Source organism: Planotetraspora mira, from assembly GCF_016863275.1.
Classification (GTDB): domain Bacteria; phylum Actinomycetota; class Actinomycetes; order Streptosporangiales; family Streptosporangiaceae; genus Planotetraspora; species Planotetraspora mira.
The window spans coordinates 177892-191770 of the sequence record NZ_BOOO01000036.1; the positions used below are offsets into that span (position 1 = coordinate 177892).

Sequence of the window (13879 nt, forward strand, 5' to 3'; positions counted from 1 at the left end):
GCCGTGTGTCTCCGGGCTCGTCCCCCCGGTCTGCTCGGTCTGCTCGGTCACGGTGGGCTGGACGCCGGCGTGGCAGCGGCATGGTCGTGCTCCGCCGCCCGACGGCCGGCCAGGACGTGCTGGGTGATCTCCCACAGCACGTGGTAGACCGTCGTCTGCGTCTCCTGGATGCGGTGCACCGACGAGGACGGGACGACGAAGAGGTGGTCGAGCACCCCTGCTTCGCAAAGCTCGGTGAGCATCCCGCCGTGCCCGCCGGCGAGGCCGACCGTGAGCATGCCCCGGCGTGCCGCCTCCTCGAAGGCCCGGGCCACGTTGGCCGAGCCCCCGCTGGTGGACAACCCGAGCGCGACGTCGCCGCGGCGGCCGAGCGCGGCGAGTTGGCGGGCGAATACGGCGTCGAAGCCCACGTCGTTGGACAGTGCCGTGACGACGGCGACATCGGTGGTCAGCGACAGGGCGGGCAGTGGGCGGCCATGGGCGGGACGCAGGAACGCGGTCGCCACCTCCTGGGCGTCGGTGCTGCTTCCGCCGTTGCCGAACGTGAACAGCCGCCCGCCGCCGGCGAAGGCGGCCGCCATCCGCTCGGCGCACACGGCGACGCGGTCGCCGCACAACTCGGCCATCCGGCGGCGCAGCAGCACGATCTCGGTGGCCTTGCCCTCGGAGGACCGGGTGGCGTCGGCCCAGACCGGGGCCGGGTCGGCCGAGGCCTCGTAGAGGAACGGGTACAGCTCCCGCATCCCCCGGCCGCGTGCCGGGTCCTCAGCGACACCCATCGTCGTCCACCCTCGTGACGACGGCGATGGCCTCCTTGGCGTGCACCAGGATGGTGTCGCCCACGGCGGTCTCCACCAGCGCCACGCTGACCTCCTCCGGCTCGCCGTCACCGGTGTCGACGACCGCCATGTCCCGGTACTTCAGGCGCACGACCGTGACCGGTATGGCCTCGTCGGAACATGTGACGCAGCCGCCGGTCGAGTGGCAGTCGTCACCCGAACCGTCGAAAGCGTCATCGGTGTCGCCGATCTCGAGGATCTCGCCGAATTCGCCGACGAACAGGTCGCTCAAGCGGTCGTGCGAGCCGTCATCCGAGCCGTCGCGCAGACGGCCGCCGGGCTCGCCGGTGGGTTCGTTCATGTGAGGGCCTCCCCGCCCTGTTCGAGAAAGACGTGGACCAGTTCCCACATCAGGTGATAGGTCGTGACGTGGATCTCTTTGACCACGGCGGGGTCGGTCGAGGCGACGGCGATGACATGGTCGGCGCGCGTCATCGGTCCGGCACGGTCTGCATGATCTGTACGGTCTGCATGGTGTGCGCCCGTCAGGGCGACGGTCAGCAGGTCCAGATCATGGGCGGCCGCAAGGCCCTGCCGTACGGCGGGGCTTCCGCCGTCCCGGGAGATCCCCAGTGCGATGTCGCCGGGATCCGCCCAGTGGCGGACCTGATGGGCGAACACCTCGGCCATCCCGTCGTCGGTGCCGACCGCGGAGACCGTCGCGGCGTCGTTGCTGAGCGCCAGGGCGGGCAGCGCCGGTTTGCCCACGATGACGGGGTGCATGAACTCGACGGCGACGTGGGCGGCGTCGGTGCCCGCCCCTCCGCTGCCGAAGACGACGAGCTTTCCGCCGCGGCGGAACCGCACGGCCATGTCACGGGCCGTGCGGGTGATCAGCTCCGCGTCGCGCGCGAGTGCGCCGCCGGCGGTGTCCCGGCGGGCGAAGGCCTCACGTGCGACCTGCTCGATCGATGCGACGGACATGTGACGCTCCTTGACGGTAGTCGTCAGGCTACGGTGGGTGTCCGAGGACGAGATACCTCGAGCGTCACAACCCCGAGTAAAGCTCTTATCGCGGGCGTAATCCCCCTGTCTCCGGCAGGTCCTCGCGAGGCGAGCCGCTCGGGCACTCGCGAGGCGAGCCACAGGGCGGAGGGGTGCGGCAGGACTATCATCCGCCGCTATGCGGATTCTGATTCTCGGCGGCACCTCGTTCGTCGGCCGGGCCATCGTCGACGAAGCACGGGAGACCGGTGCCGATGTGACCCTCTTCTGCCGCGGCAGAACCGGCCCCGAGGTGTTCCCCGACCTGCCGCGACGCATCGGCGACCGCGACGCCGGCGACTACGCGGCGCTGGGTGACGATGTCTGGGACGCGGTGGTGGATGTCAGCGGCTACGTGCCCCGGCACGTACGGCAGGCCTCCGACGCGATCGGCGAGCAGGTCGGCCGGTACCTGTTCATCTCCAGCAACGCGGTCTACCGGCCCGGTTGCGGGCCGGGCTCGGACGAGGACGCGCCGCGCCTCCCGGCGGAGCGGGACACCGAACAGATCGGGGCCGACACCTACGGGCCGCTCAAGGTGGCCTGTGAGGACGACCTGCTGGCCAGGTTCGGGCAACGGGCAACGATCGTGCGGCCCGGGGTCGTGGCCGGGCCGTACGACAACCAGGACCTGTTCACGTACTGGGTGCGCCGGGCCTCACGCGGTGGACGGGTCGCCCTGCCCGGACGTCCCGAACAGCCGGTGCAGGTGGTCGATTCACGTGACCTCGCCCGTCTCGTCGTGCGCCTGCTCGCCGATGACCGGCCGGGCGCCTTCAACGCGGTGGGCCCGGCCGAGCCGGTGACGCTGGCCGGGCTCGTCGAGACGTGCGCGGCCGCGGCCGGCACTCACGTCGAGATCGTGCCGGTGCCGCCCGAGTCGGCGCCGCCCCGGTTCCCGCTGGTGCGCACCGATCCGGTCTGGGCGTTGACGTTCCAGCGCAGCGCCGCGCGCGCTCATGCGGCCGGCATGCCCGCGACGCCGCTGGCCGTCACCGCCGCCGACGTCCTGGCCTGGGATCGCGAGCGGGGCCTGCCGCCGCTGTCGGTGGGCCTGTCCCCGGAGGAGGAGGACAGGATTCTCGCCGGAGCATGAGCGCGTCACGTGAGGTCCCGGTCGGCGGGCTGGGACCTACTGCAGGGCTGGGACCTACTCCACGGCGTAGTCGAGCGTGTAGGCGTGGCCGCCGTCCTCGAGGATCTCGATCCGGCCCTCGCCGCGCAGCCCGGTGAGCTCACCGGTTCCCGAGGTGGAGACGATCAGCCAGCGCATCCAGGGTTTGCCGTCGTCGTCGCCGCCCGCGCTGTGCTGCAGGACGAAGGTGCCCTTGCGGCCGCCAAGAGTTCCTTCGACATGCTCGATGCCGACGTAGGCCGCGGGGCCGGCTTCGGTGCCGACGGTCATGATCTCGGTGGTGCTGGTGCCCTCGAGGTCGCCGCGGAATGCCTTGCTGATGCGCGTCCGCCCGATCGTGGCGCCTGTCTTCTCCTCAGTGGCCACCTCTTCCCAGCCGGTGATGTCGAACATGCCCGTCGCGTGATTCGTCATGTCTCGACCCTGCCGCATTTTCCTGTCATCCGCCGTCAGGTATGACCGGCTCGGCTGACGTCGCCCGCCTCCGTCATCCGGGCAGTTCGCCGAGCGCCGCGGCAATGGCCGGCCCATCCTGGTACTCCCGGACGTGCACGATCTTCCCGTCGCGGACGCGGAGAACGGTGACGAATCCCGCCGACGCCTGGCGGCCGGTCGTGAGCACCGTGCCGGCGAGAAGGTACTCGGCGATGATCACCTCGGGGTCGGCGGTCTCATGGATGACGAGGTCGCGGAACTCCTCGAACCGCACAGGCAGTGCGGCCCGGCCGGGCCCGGCGATCGCCTCGAACGCGGCTCTGCCCTCGATGCGGCGCGGCCGTCCCGGCAGGTTGAAGGGCCACTCCACCACCAGGTCGTCCGCGAGGTCGCCGCCGTACGCCGTGGGGCCGGCCGTGCTCGTCGCGCCGTTCGCGTCTTGTTGCTCATCGGGGAAACCGGACAGCACGGCGTGCTGCCACCGGGTGAAGGCGTCGCGTGGGGTGAGGGTCATGAGGTCCTGATTCCTTTCCCTGGGGGTCCGGACTGCATGCCGTACACTCGGAGTCGTGACTCCGCTTAGAAAATACGGAGCGACGACTCCGCTTGTCAATGGGTGAGGGGCGGCCGCTGCGCGCGGACGCCCAGCGGAACCGCGCAAAGATCCTCGACGCGGCCGAAGCCGTCTTCGCGGCCCAGGGCCTGTCGGCCTCCACGGAGGATGTGGCGAAGGAGGCCGGCGTCGGCATCGGCACCGTCTTCCGCCACTTCCCCGCCAAGGAGTCGCTGATCGAGGCGGTCTTCCTCGCGCGGGTGCGCGCACTGGCCGACAAGGCGGCGGCGTTGTCGCAGGCCCAGGCGGGCCCGGCGTTCTACGGGTTCTTCACCTACGCGGTGGAGCAGGCGGCGACACAGAGCGCCTACGCCGACGTGCTGTCGGAGGCCGCGGTCGCGGGGGGCGGCGGCGGGGAGCCGTCCGTGGTCGGGGTGGAACTGGCGGCCACCGTCGAGACGTTGCTGGTCCGCGCGCAGCAGGCCGGAGCCGTCCGCGCCGACGTCGGTCCCGCGGAGCTGATCGCGTTGCTGATCGGAGCGTCCCGGGCGGCGGAGCGGGTGAGTCCGGACGTCCGGACTCGGGCGCTCGACATCGTGTTCGACGGGCTTCGTCCTATTCGGTGATGACATGAGCGCATCCGACAAGAAACTTATCTGAATCCTGAAAACCCCGTCACTTCCCAACCTTCAATGACAGATGATCGGAGGCATGCGTCTTCCTCGGCTGCTCCCGCAGTCCGCGTCCGTCGGGGCCTTCCGGGAGTCACTCCGAGGATGTTGACCTCACCGTTCTCCTCCCATGGCGATCGGCGGGTCGCCGACAGGGTGTTCGGCTCCGCGCTGACCGCGCCGAGACGGGCCCGGGCGTTCGTGCGCTGTCAACTCGGCAGGTGGGAGCTGGCCAACCTCGCGGACACCGCAGAACTGCTGGTGTCCGAGCTGGTGACCAACGCCGTGCACGCCACCAACCTGGTGCGCAACGCCCCGATCGCGTCGTCGATGTTCCCCGTGGCGTTGCGGATGGTCGCGCTCCGGTTGCGCGTCTCCTCAGGCCCGCGCAGCCTGTTCATCGAGGTGTGGGACGGCAGCGAGCGGGCGCCCGTGGTGGCCGAGAACGACACGTCCGCCGAGGGCGGCCGGGGGCTCGCCCTCGTCGGCACGTTGTCGACGAATTGGGGCCACTACACCGCGCGTGACCGAGGGAAGATCGTCTGGTGTGAGGTCCCTCTCCCGCCGCCCGCTCTGGCCCGGTCCGTCGCCAGGCCGGCCCGCGTCGCGGCCGCCATCGGCCGCAGGAAGGGTTCGGCCGCCGGCGCCGACGACGCGCACAGGGGCCTGCCCCGGCGGGTCCGGCAACATCCACAGGCCGAGCGGGCCGCGGGGCCGGATGAGATGACGCTGCTACGCGTCCTCGACGGTCTGCGCAACCTCGATGTCGCCGCCCCCAGCGGTGATGTGCTGGACGGTCCCGGCTGACATGGCACTCATGGCACTCATGGCACGACGGTGACGGGCCACCGGCCGACGCGGACGAGGCGGATCGCCACCGAGCCCATGATGCGGTGGCCCGCCTGAACCGAGGCGCCGACGACGACGGCGTCGGCTCTGACCTCGTCGGCGACGCGGATCAGCATGGACGCGGCGTCGCCCTGCTCGACGCGGAAGGTGTAGGGAACCGGGGGGTGGATGGTCTCCGAGACCTTGCTCACCCGCTCGATCAGGTCGGTCGCCACCTCCTGGCCGGCCATGATGGCGGAGGCGGTGGCATCGGGCAGGAACGTGGTGATCGTGTTGGAGGAGGCGGCGAACACGAAGACCAGCCGGGAGCCCTGTCTGCGGGCGAGCCCCCAGGCGTAGGCCGTCGCGCGCAACGAGGTGTCAGAGCCGTCGATTCCCACGACGATCACCTGAGGGCCGTCGGTGCCTATCTCGAACCCGCTCATATCGTGAGCTTATGGCCCGGCGGAGGCGCTGATCCACGGCAGGGGCGGTGAGCGGCGCGGACCATGCGCCCGGCGTCCGGGCATGGCGGAGGCCGAAAACCTGTTGCGGAAATGTCGGTGCCGTTGGTTAGGGTCTCGACACGTGGCTGACCAATCTCTGATCTCTGCGCGCGGCCTGGTCAAGCGCTTCGGGGACTTCACCGCCGTCGACGGGATCGACCTGGAAGTGGCTCCGGGCGAGGCATTTGGCTTCCTTGGGCCCAACGGCGCCGGCAAGTCCTCGACGATGCGCATGATCGGCTGTGTTTCCACGCCGACCGCCGGTGAGCTGCGCATCCTGGGGATGGATCCGGTTCGCGACGGCACCCGGATCCGGGCCAGGCTCGGGGTCTGCCCGCAGTTGGACAACCTCGATCCCGACCTGTCCGTCCGGGAGAACCTGACGACCTATGCGCGCTATTTCGGGGTGACCAGGGCCGAGGCGCGCAGGCGGGCCGATGAGCTTCTGGAGTTCGTCCAGCTGTCCGATCGTGCCAACGGCAAGGTGGAGCCGCTGTCCGGCGGCATGAAGCGGCGCCTGACGATCGCCAGGGCGATGGTCAACGAGCCCGACCTGGTGCTGCTCGACGAGCCCACGACCGGCCTCGACCCGCAGGCACGCCATCTGGTGTGGGAGCGCCTCTTCCGGCTCAAGCAGCGCGGCACCACCCTGGTGCTGACCACGCACTACATGGACGAGGCGGAGCAGTTATGCGACCGGCTCGTCGTCATGGACGGCGGGAAGATCGTCGCTGAGGGCTCCCCGCGCGCGCTCATCGAGAACTATTCGACGGCCGAGGTCGTCGAGTTGCGCTTCTCCGACGGGCTCGACTCCAACGCCCAGTACGCCGCCAAGCTCGACGGGATCGGCGATCGGGTCGACCCGCTGCCCGACCGGGTGCTCCTCTACGCCGACGACGGCGACGCCGCCGTGGCCGAGGTGCACCGCCGCGGCCTGACACCGGCGAGCGTGCTCGTGCGCCGCTCCACCCTGGAAGACGTGTTCCTGCACCTGACCGGCCGGACGCTGGTGGACTGACGATGACCACGGAAACGATCACGGTGACGGGCGCCGGCGACCCGCGCCCGTTGCGGTTGCGTCCCGTCGTCGCCGTCGTGGAGCGGTATCTGACGCTCTACCGGCGGCTCTGGCAGGCATCGGTCTTCTCGTCGTTCATCCTGCCGATCCTGTTCCTCATCAGCATCGGCATCGGGGTCGGCGGATATGTCGGGTCCATCGAGGGCGTCGACTACCTGTCGTGGATCGTCCCCGGAGTGCTCGTCTCGACGGCGTTCCAGATCTGCGTCGGCGAGTCGACCTATCCGGTTCTGGGCGATTTCAAATGGGTGCGGGCCTACCACGCCATGCGCGCCGCGCCGGTCCAGCCGAAGGACATCGTCCACGGGCACCTGCTCTACATGATCTTCCGGGTGCAGCTCTCCATCGTGGCGTTCCTGCTGGTGGTCGTCTTCTTCGGCGGCCTGCACTCACCCTGGGCGCTCGCCACCCTGCCCATCTGCGCGCTGCTGACGGCCGCGGTCGTCACTCCGGTCACCGCGTTCGCCGCCACGATCGAGAGTGACAGCTACTTCGCGTTGCTCTTCCGGTTCGTCGTGATCCCCGCGACGTTGTTCTCCGGCGTGTTCTTCCCCGTCGAGCAGCTTCCCGTCGCGATCCGGCCTGTGGCGTACGCGTCGCCGGTGTGGCATGCGGTGGAGCTGAGCCGGGCCGCCACGCTCGGCCGCGCGCCGAGCTGGCCGATAGTCGTGCACATCGGATATCTGCTGCTGTGGGCCGTGATCGGGCTGCTGGCGGCGAGACGAGCGTTCGCCCGGAGGCTGGAAGACTGATGATGACCACCCTTGTGGCCGCCCGGATCTCGGTCTCACCCGGCCGGGTGGGCGCCGTGATCAACCGGAACGTGGGTGCGCTCCGGTCGGGCCCCTCCTACTGGGTCGTGCTCATATCCGGCTTCTTCGAGCCGCTGCTCTACCTGTTGTCCATCGGTGTGGGGGTGGGCGCCCTCGTCGGGGATCTGACCCTCGACGGGCAGACCATGTCCTACGCGGCGTTCGTCGCCCCGGCGATGCTCGCCGTGTCGGCCATGTCCGGCGCGCTGGCGGAGACCACGTTCAACTTCTTCTTCAAGCTCAAATACATGAAGACGTTCGAAGCGGTCCTCGCCACCCCGGTGCGGCCCTTCGAGATCGCGGTGGGTGAGCTCGTCTGGGCGGTGATCCGCGGTTCGCTGTACACCGCGATCTTCCTCGGGTTCATGGTCGCGATGGGGTTGACGACGGTGGCCGGGGCTCTGGCCGCGTTCCCGGCGACCGTGCTGATCGGCCTGGCCTTCGGCGCCGTCGGCATGTGGGTCAGCACGCTGATGCGCGGATGGCAGGACTTCGACCTGATGGGCACGGGCCAGTTCGCGCTGTTCCTGTTCTCCGGCACCTTCTCGCCTGTGCAGAACTACCCCGTCGGGGTGGAGATCCTGATCCAGCTCACTCCGCTCTACCACGCGGTCGAGTTGGTGCGGGCGCTGTGCACGGGAATCGTCGGGCCTGGCATCCTGGTGAACATCGCCTACCTGGCCATCATGGGTGTGGGCGGGTTGTGGCTCGCCTCGCGCCGCGTGGAGAAGATGTTGTGCCTCTAGTGTGTCCCGCCTGCCGTGTCCGGACGCCGTCCGGCGCCGAGTCCCGGATGTCGTGACCGGGTGCCGGTGACGGACGCGCGTGACAGCGGCGTCGTGATGGACCCCGATCCCGGCGCCTACCGGGAGCGGGCCTCGCGCGTCCCCGGCGCGGTCCTGTGGCGACGGGTGATGCCGGCCTCGGAGTCCGCGCAGCGGGTGCTGCCGGACGGCTGCATGGACCTCATCTGGACGGACGGCGAGTTGATGGTCGCCGGGCCCGACACCGAGGCGCACCTGGCCGCGGATCCGGCGGGCACGCGCTACGTCGGGCTTCGGTTCGCGCCGGGCACCGGCCCCGCCGTCCTCGGAGTGCCCGCGCATGAGCTGCGTGACCGCCGGGTTCCGCTCGATGATCTGTGGCTGGCCGTACGAGTCCGGCGGCTGGCCGATCACCTGCACGCGGTGCTGGAGTCAGGAACGATGACGGATCTCGGCGCGGCGATGGAGCAGGTCGCGGGAGGTCGCTACCGGCAGGCCGGTCCGCCGGACCCCGCGGTGGCGGAGGTGGTCGCGCTGGTGCGTGCCGGACTGCCCGCCGCGGGCGTGGCCGACGCGACGGGGATCAGTGAGCGGCAGTTGCACCGGCGGTGCCTGGCGGTCTTCGGATACGGTCCCAAGACCCTGGGGCGGATCCTCCGCATGAACCGCGCGGTCGACCTGGCACGCACCGGCACGTCGTTCGCGACCGTGGCCGCCGTGGCCGGCTATGCCGACCAGGCCCACCTCGCGCGTGAGGTGAGGGCGCTGACCGGGGTGACTCTCGGCACGCTCATCCGCTGACGGGAAGCGGCGCGAACAGTTCGACGTTGTTGCCGTCCGGATCGAACACGGTCGCGTAGCGCTGGCCCCAGAACGCGTCCCACGGAGGGTTGTGCCCCTCGTACCCGGCTTCGACGAGCCCCGCGTAGGCGCGGTCCACGTCCGAGGGGTCGTCGCACAGGAAGGCCAGGCTGATCTTGGAGCCGGTGCTCGGCGGTGTCCAGGCCGGGTCGAAGGAACGGATGGTCTCGACGTCGTCCCACGCGAGCCGTATGCCGCCGGGCAGAACCACCTCGACGTGCGGTTCCGCGTCGGCCGTCGCCGGGATGTCGAGCCCGAGGCGGCGGTAGAAGGCGAGTGATTTGCCCATGTCGGCCACCACGAGGCCGATCAGATTGAAGGAAGGTGCCATGCCGGTCACGCTACGGGACCCGCATGGCACCGTCTTGAACGAATCAGACACCCGGTGCCCTGGTCAGCTCCAGGTCATCGTGATCTGACGTTCGTAGTTGGCATACCCGGCCCGCTGGAAGGCCTTCGCCATGGGGACGTTGCCGACGTCCGTGGCGGCCCGGATACGCGGAACGTCCTGTCCGGCGAGCACACGAGTGCCCTCGGCGAGGATGCCGTCGATGTAGCCGTTGCCGCGGTGGGCGGGCAGAACGCCGATGTAGGCGATGATCGGGTTGTAGTCGTTGCGGGCCGCGATGACGAACCCCACCGGCTCGCCGCCGGGCAGGGTCGCGATGCGCCACCAGTCCCGCGGGCTCGTGTAGCGCGCGAGTTCGTCGTCGTGATGTCTGACCGCCGCCTCACGGGCGGAAAAGCGCGTCAGGTCGTCGCGACTGTGCGCGTCGAGAGTCCCGTCCATCGTCAGGGTCATCAGGTCGAGGATCTCTTCGGTGTCGCGGACCGGCCGGAACTCCAGGCGGCCGTCCGGCTCGGGAACCGGTGTCCCGGGACGCCATTCCAGCCGGAGCCGTTCGACGAACAGACGGGCGCCGACCTTTTCCAGCGCCGTCATCCGGTCCTCGACCACCCCCCTGGACATCTCGTCTTCGTGCCAGTCGGGCGGGATGAACCGCACGTACACGGGCGGCGTCGTACCCGGCCGGAGAGTCTCGGACATGGCCGTCCGCAACAGCCGTACGCCGATGTCCACGCGATCGGGTTCCGCGTCGTCGACGTCGAAGACGTCCAGGAAGGACGGTGTCTCCTCGTCTGGCCGGCCCCACCAGGCGGCCCTGGCCACGAGACGGCCGCCACGCAGGGCGACCCACATCCACGGTGGCCGCCTGCGGCCGGTGTCGAGGTCGTCCGCCAGTTCCTCGTTGAGGGTGTAAGGCAGCCGGGAGAAGAGGTCGAGTTCTTCGCGTCCGGTGATCGGACGCATGATCAGGTCGTTCGGGTACAAGTTAAGGCACGCTCCAGTGAGGGCGCCTGTGTTCCGAGGTCAAACGCGGTGCGCGCCCCGGGACGACACAAGCGCAGTGATCATGGGGATCATGGGCTTATCCCTCCTCTCATCGATCATCGGCCCCGCGGTTCCGCTGGGGCATCCGTCGGTAATGACTATCGAATCGCTGGATCCACCGCAAATGTATTTCCTGCCCATTGCATGATCACCGAAGGTGTCCGCCCAGGTCGGGTGGGTCAACACCGAATCCGTGCATGATCACGACTCGCGTTGTGCCAGCTCAAGGGGGATTCCGCCGAACCTGCGCATGATCACGATCGGGGTTGGGGCAGGTCGGTGGGGGATTTTCCGAACCTGTGCATGATCACGGGTGGTATGCGTGATCATGGGTGGTGCGCGTGATCACGTACCCCCACCCGTGGTCATGGGTGGGGGGTGAAGGGGGTGGCGTCGGTGACGGCGGCGACGGGGATCGGGCCGTAGATGTGCGGGAAGGCCTCGGTCGTCCCCTCGGGGACCTCGAACTTCAGCGGGCAGTTCAGCAGGCTCTCATCGATGGCCAGGAGCAGCAGCGGCTCGGTGACGTCCAGATAGAAGCGCCGGGCCACCCCCTCGGCCTGGGCCAGGTCGGCGGAGGCGTGGATGAAGCCCTCCTCGTCGAGCGTGCGGCCGAGGGTGGACACCCGATACTCGCCCGTCTTCACGGCGTCTTCCCAGTCGGCCGCCAGTGCAAGATGAAAAATCATGACACGGAGCCTATGGGTCAGCTGATCGCCTTGAGCGCGCGGGCCACCACGTCGCGGGCACGCTCGAGCCCCTCGGGCCGCGCCTCCACGATGTCCTCCAGCCACAGACCCGACAGCACGGTGGTGACGAACCGGACCTCGGACCGCCCGCAGGCGTATCCGGCCCGTTCGAGCACCGACGCGACGATCTCGTCGCAGCCGTCCGTCCACGCCCGCGCGACGTCCTGAAGAGCCGGATCCCGGCCCGCCTGCAGGTAGAGCTCCCACAGGCCGAGCTGCCGTGGCCGGTCGACGGCGTAGACGGTGGCGAGCCTGTCCGCGAGGACCTCGGGGGACCGCTCGCGCACGTCCTCCAGCGACAGGCGCATGTCGGCCAGTTCCCGCTCGACGAGCAGGGCGAACGCCTGGGCGAGCAACTCGTCACGACCGGCGAAGTAGTAGGTGGTCGCCGCGAGGGGGATCCCGGCCCGGCGGGCGACGGCACGGTGCGTCGCGGCGGCGAAGCCGCCCTCCCCCAGCAGATCGGCCGCCGCGCCCAGCAGCGCCTCGCGACGGCGGAGGGCGCGTTCCTGCCTGCGCCGCCGCTGGGTCACGACCTCCGCGCCGGCGTGCCCCTCGCGCTGCTCGTCCACCTCATCCAAGGAACGACCTCACGAAACAGAGCTGATGCGACGTACCGATCTCGATGAGCTCAATGGGCGCCGGCCAGGTTCAGCACCACGACGCCGCAGATGATCAAAACGATACCGGCGGCTTTGGTCAGGTTCATCCCTTCGCCGAGGAATAACGTGCCGATCAGGGCGATGGCCGCCGTGCCGATGCCCGCCCACACGGCGTAGGCCACGCCGACCGGCATCTCCAGCTTGAGGGCACGCGCGAGCAGCACGAGGGACGCCACGTATCCGATGACGACCACGATGGTCCACCCGACGTTGGTCAGCCCGTTGCTCAACTTGAGAGCGGAGGTGGCCAGGACCTCCGTGAGGATGGCGGCGACGAGCAGGATCCACGCCATGGGAACCTCCACTTAAGCGGTACGCTTGTACCAGTTTAGAGGTCTCCCATGGTCAGGGCCATGGGCATTTCGCCACTCTTTCCAGGCGACGGATCCTGTCCCTCCATGCCCCCGCCGCACGGCGCCCACTCCCGTACGGCGCGGCACTTGGCGTCAGGGTCGAATGCGTGTTCTACTGATCCCCATGCGTCGCGACGCCTCTCCCGGCCCCGCCATCACTCCAGGGGTTCAGCAGTCGCTCCTCGACGGAGGGCCCTCGCGGCCCCGGGTCGAACGGCAGGCCGTCATGCGAGCCTTCGACGGCATCACCTGCTACGAGGTGCCCGCCCGGGTCGCGATCGACAAGGTCCCCGAGGCCGCGGAGCTTCCCTACCAATGGGCGGTCAGCCCCTATCGCGGCTGTCAGGCCGCATGCAGTTACTGCATGGCCAGGCGCGGCCACCGCTATCTCGGGCTCGACGCCGGAGAGGACTTCGCCTCGCGGATCGTCGTCAAGACCAACCTGGCCGATCGGTTACGCCGCGAGCTCACCTCACCTCGCTGGCACGGTGATCCGATCGCGCTCGGGCTGACCGGCGACTGCTACCAGCCCGCCGAGGAGACCTACCAGTTGATGCCCCGCGTCATCCGCGCCCTCGCGGAGGCGGGCAACCCCTTCACCCTTTTGACCAAGAGCCCGCTCATCCTCCGCGATCTCGACGTGCTGCGCGAAGCGGCCAAGATGACCCAGGTGAACGCCGCGGTGTCGGTGGGCTTCGTCGACGACCGCATCCGCCGGGCCGTCGAGCCGGGTGCGGCGACCCCCCAGCGCCGGCTGGAGGTGTGCGCCGCGCTGAATGACGGCGGCATCCCCTGCGGCGTCCTGATGGCGCCGATCCTCCCTCTGATCACCGACTCGGCCGACCACCTCCTGTCCACCGTGCGGCGGGCAGCCGAGGCGGGCGCGGTCAGCGTGACACCGGTCGTCCTGCGACTCCCCTCCGGCGCCCGCGAGTGGTACATGGGCTGGCTCGAACGCGAACATCCCGGGCTCGTCCCCCGATACCAGGCGCTGTACGGCAAGGGCCCCACGGCCGACGCCGACTACCGGCGCCGGATCGCCGACCAGGTCCGTGGTCTGACGGAGGCGTACGGCATCGGGACGTCGGCCAGACGCTGGCGTCGCCGCCGATCACCGGCCAGGCAACTCGCGCTGGTCTGAGCCCTTGACTGAGCTCTCGTCTGAGCTCACGTGCGAGCTCCGGTCTGATCCCTGCCCATGGTCGCAGTATGGTCGCGACCTCCTGTTCGGCCGGGCGGCCGAAAAATGAGAAGAC

At 69.6% G+C, this 13879-nt stretch carries 19 protein-coding genes; 8 read left to right on the forward strand and 11 right to left on the reverse strand.

Features of this window, described 5'->3' with window-relative positions:
* Nucleotides 1–47 precede the first annotated feature (47 nt).
* From Pmi06nite_RS30875 to Pmi06nite_RS30885, 3 genes are read right to left on the reverse strand one after another with little or no spacing between them, the layout of a single operon-like run.
* A complete protein-coding gene (locus Pmi06nite_RS30875; protein WP_203956674.1) occupies nt 48–779 on the reverse strand; it encodes a D-sedoheptulose-7-phosphate isomerase in 732 nt (243 codons plus the stop codon).
* Nucleotides 766–1140 (reverse strand): HypC/HybG/HupF family hydrogenase formation chaperone, encoded by a 375-nt coding sequence (locus tag Pmi06nite_RS30880; protein ID WP_203956675.1) that lies wholly within the window; start codon nt 1138–1140, stop codon nt 766–768. The genes Pmi06nite_RS30875 and Pmi06nite_RS30880 overlap by 14 nt, the downstream gene beginning before the upstream one ends.
* On the reverse strand, nt 1137–1763 hold the full coding sequence (locus tag Pmi06nite_RS30885; protein ID WP_203956676.1) for a D-sedoheptulose-7-phosphate isomerase: 627 nt from the start codon (nt 1761–1763) through the stop codon (nt 1137–1139). Before Pmi06nite_RS30885 ends, Pmi06nite_RS30880 begins: the two co-directional genes overlap by 4 nt.
* Before the next feature lie 199 nt (nt 1764–1962).
* Between Pmi06nite_RS30885 and Pmi06nite_RS30890 the strand changes: the two genes are divergently transcribed.
* Nucleotides 1963–2919: an NAD-dependent epimerase/dehydratase family protein gene (locus tag Pmi06nite_RS30890; RefSeq protein WP_203956677.1), complete on the forward strand. Its 957-nt coding sequence runs from the start codon at nt 1963–1965 to the stop codon at nt 2917–2919.
* Between the two features lie 54 nt (nt 2920–2973).
* Here the strand turns inward: Pmi06nite_RS30890 and Pmi06nite_RS30895 are convergent, their stop codons facing one another.
* Nucleotides 2974–3372 (reverse strand): DUF3224 domain-containing protein, encoded by a 399-nt coding sequence (locus Pmi06nite_RS30895; RefSeq protein WP_203956678.1) that lies wholly within the window; start codon nt 3370–3372, stop codon nt 2974–2976.
* A 73-nt stretch (nt 3373–3445) separates the two neighbouring features.
* Nucleotides 3446–3907, reverse strand: a complete 462-nt coding sequence (locus Pmi06nite_RS30900) for a nuclear transport factor 2 family protein (protein ID WP_203956679.1) — start codon at nt 3905–3907, stop codon at nt 3446–3448.
* Between the two features lie 98 nt (nt 3908–4005).
* Between Pmi06nite_RS30900 and Pmi06nite_RS30905 the strand changes: the two genes are divergently transcribed.
* Nucleotides 4006–4572 (forward strand): TetR/AcrR family transcriptional regulator, encoded by a 567-nt coding sequence (locus tag Pmi06nite_RS30905; protein ID WP_203956741.1) that lies wholly within the window; start codon nt 4006–4008, stop codon nt 4570–4572.
* Between the two features lie 150 nt (nt 4573–4722).
* On the forward strand, nt 4723–5424 hold the full coding sequence (locus Pmi06nite_RS30910) for an ATP-binding protein (RefSeq protein ID WP_203956680.1): 702 nt from the start codon (nt 4723–4725) through the stop codon (nt 5422–5424).
* Nucleotides 5425–5441: 17 nt separating this feature from the next.
* Here Pmi06nite_RS30910 and Pmi06nite_RS30915 read toward each other — a convergent pair whose 3' ends face one another.
* Nucleotides 5442–5891, reverse strand: coding sequence for a universal stress protein (locus Pmi06nite_RS30915; RefSeq protein ID WP_203956681.1), 450 nt, complete (start codon nt 5889–5891; stop codon nt 5442–5444).
* Between the two features lie 142 nt (nt 5892–6033).
* Here Pmi06nite_RS30915 and Pmi06nite_RS30920 point away from each other — a divergent pair, with 142 nt between their 5' ends.
* Genes Pmi06nite_RS30920 through Pmi06nite_RS30935 form a run of 4 tightly spaced genes read left to right on the forward strand, consistent with a single transcriptional unit; the run spans nt 6034 to nt 9406 of the window.
* Entirely contained in the window at nt 6034–6969 is a 936-nt protein-coding gene (locus Pmi06nite_RS30920; protein ID WP_239114316.1) for an ABC transporter ATP-binding protein, read from the forward strand.
* A gap of 2 nt (nt 6970–6971) precedes the next feature.
* A complete protein-coding gene (locus tag Pmi06nite_RS30925) occupies nt 6972–7781 on the forward strand; it encodes an ABC transporter permease (protein WP_203956683.1) in 810 nt (269 codons plus the stop codon).
* Complete coding sequence (locus Pmi06nite_RS30930; protein WP_203956684.1) at nt 7781–8587, forward strand: ABC transporter permease; 807 nt, start codon at nt 7781–7783, stop codon at nt 8585–8587. Before Pmi06nite_RS30925 ends, Pmi06nite_RS30930 begins: the two co-directional genes overlap by 1 nt.
* Nucleotides 8588–8647: 60 nt before the next feature.
* Entirely contained in the window at nt 8648–9406 is a 759-nt protein-coding gene (locus tag Pmi06nite_RS30935; protein WP_239114317.1) for a helix-turn-helix transcriptional regulator, read from the forward strand.
* On the opposite strand, the gene Pmi06nite_RS30940 is transcribed toward Pmi06nite_RS30935, so the two are convergent.
* The 5 genes from Pmi06nite_RS30940 to Pmi06nite_RS30960 form a co-directional block, all read right to left on the reverse strand.
* A complete protein-coding gene (locus Pmi06nite_RS30940) occupies nt 9396–9797 on the reverse strand; it encodes a VOC family protein (protein WP_203956685.1) in 402 nt (133 codons plus the stop codon). The genes Pmi06nite_RS30935 and Pmi06nite_RS30940 overlap by 11 nt on opposite strands.
* A gap of 63 nt (nt 9798–9860) precedes the next feature.
* A complete protein-coding gene (locus Pmi06nite_RS30945; protein ID WP_203956686.1) occupies nt 9861–10778 on the reverse strand; it encodes a GNAT family N-acetyltransferase in 918 nt (305 codons plus the stop codon).
* A gap of 446 nt (nt 10779–11224) precedes the next feature.
* Complete coding sequence (locus Pmi06nite_RS30950) at nt 11225–11548, reverse strand: DUF952 domain-containing protein (protein ID WP_203956687.1); 324 nt, start codon at nt 11546–11548, stop codon at nt 11225–11227.
* A 17-nt stretch (nt 11549–11565) separates the two neighbouring features.
* The gene (locus Pmi06nite_RS30955; RefSeq protein WP_239114327.1) at nt 11566–12180 is read right to left on the reverse strand and encodes a TetR/AcrR family transcriptional regulator; all 615 of its coding nucleotides are present in this window, start codon (nt 12178–12180) and stop codon (nt 11566–11568) included.
* A gap of 59 nt (nt 12181–12239) precedes the next feature.
* Nucleotides 12240–12563, reverse strand: coding sequence for a DMT family transporter (locus tag Pmi06nite_RS30960; protein WP_203956689.1), 324 nt, complete (start codon nt 12561–12563; stop codon nt 12240–12242).
* A 184-nt stretch (nt 12564–12747) separates the two neighbouring features.
* On the opposite strand from Pmi06nite_RS30960, the gene Pmi06nite_RS30965 reads away from it, so the two are divergent.
* A complete protein-coding gene (locus tag Pmi06nite_RS30965; protein ID WP_203956690.1) occupies nt 12748–13764 on the forward strand; it encodes a radical SAM protein in 1017 nt (338 codons plus the stop codon).
* The last annotated feature ends 115 nt before the right edge of the window (nt 13765–13879 follow it).

What these genes read in the sequence shown, in the direction of transcription:
- Pmi06nite_RS30875 (WP_203956674.1), bottom strand. Translation starts at nt 779, where the DNA reads ATGGGTGTCGCTGAGGACCCGGCACGCGGCCGGGGGATGCGGGAGCTG.
- Pmi06nite_RS30885 (WP_203956676.1), bottom strand. Translation starts at nt 1,763, where the DNA reads ATGTCCGTCGCATCGATCGAGCAGGTCGCACGTGAGGCCTTCGCCCGC.
- Pmi06nite_RS30965 (WP_203956690.1), top strand. Translation starts at nt 12,748, where the DNA reads ATGCGTCGCGACGCCTCTCCCGGCCCCGCCATCACTCCAGGGGTTCAG.
- Pmi06nite_RS30910 (WP_203956680.1), top strand. Translation starts at nt 4,723, where the DNA reads ATGTTGACCTCACCGTTCTCCTCCCATGGCGATCGGCGGGTCGCCGAC.
- Pmi06nite_RS30915 (WP_203956681.1), bottom strand. Translation starts at nt 5,891, where the DNA reads ATGAGCGGGTTCGAGATAGGCACCGACGGCCCTCAGGTGATCGTCGTG.
- Pmi06nite_RS30890 (WP_203956677.1), top strand. Translation starts at nt 1,963, where the DNA reads ATGCGGATTCTGATTCTCGGCGGCACCTCGTTCGTCGGCCGGGCCATC.
- Pmi06nite_RS30925 (WP_203956683.1), top strand. Translation starts at nt 6,972, where the DNA reads ATGACCACGGAAACGATCACGGTGACGGGCGCCGGCGACCCGCGCCCG.
- Pmi06nite_RS30880 (WP_203956675.1), bottom strand. Translation starts at nt 1,140, where the DNA reads ATGAACGAACCCACCGGCGAGCCCGGCGGCCGTCTGCGCGACGGCTCG.
- Pmi06nite_RS30900 (WP_203956679.1), bottom strand. Translation starts at nt 3,907, where the DNA reads ATGACCCTCACCCCACGCGACGCCTTCACCCGGTGGCAGCACGCCGTG.
- Pmi06nite_RS30945 (WP_203956686.1), bottom strand. Translation starts at nt 10,778, where the DNA reads ATGCGTCCGATCACCGGACGCGAAGAACTCGACCTCTTCTCCCGGCTG.
- Pmi06nite_RS30960 (WP_203956689.1), bottom strand. Translation starts at nt 12,563, where the DNA reads ATGGCGTGGATCCTGCTCGTCGCCGCCATCCTCACGGAGGTCCTGGCC.
- Pmi06nite_RS30895 (WP_203956678.1), bottom strand. Translation starts at nt 3,372, where the DNA reads ATGACGAATCACGCGACGGGCATGTTCGACATCACCGGCTGGGAAGAG.
- Pmi06nite_RS30940 (WP_203956685.1), bottom strand. Translation starts at nt 9,797, where the DNA reads ATGGCACCTTCCTTCAATCTGATCGGCCTCGTGGTGGCCGACATGGGC.
- Pmi06nite_RS30950 (WP_203956687.1), bottom strand. Translation starts at nt 11,548, where the DNA reads ATGATTTTTCATCTTGCACTGGCGGCCGACTGGGAAGACGCCGTGAAG.
- Pmi06nite_RS30905 (WP_203956741.1), top strand. Translation starts at nt 4,006, where the DNA reads ATGGGTGAGGGGCGGCCGCTGCGCGCGGACGCCCAGCGGAACCGCGCA.
- Pmi06nite_RS30930 (WP_203956684.1), top strand. Translation starts at nt 7,781, where the DNA reads ATGATGACCACCCTTGTGGCCGCCCGGATCTCGGTCTCACCCGGCCGG.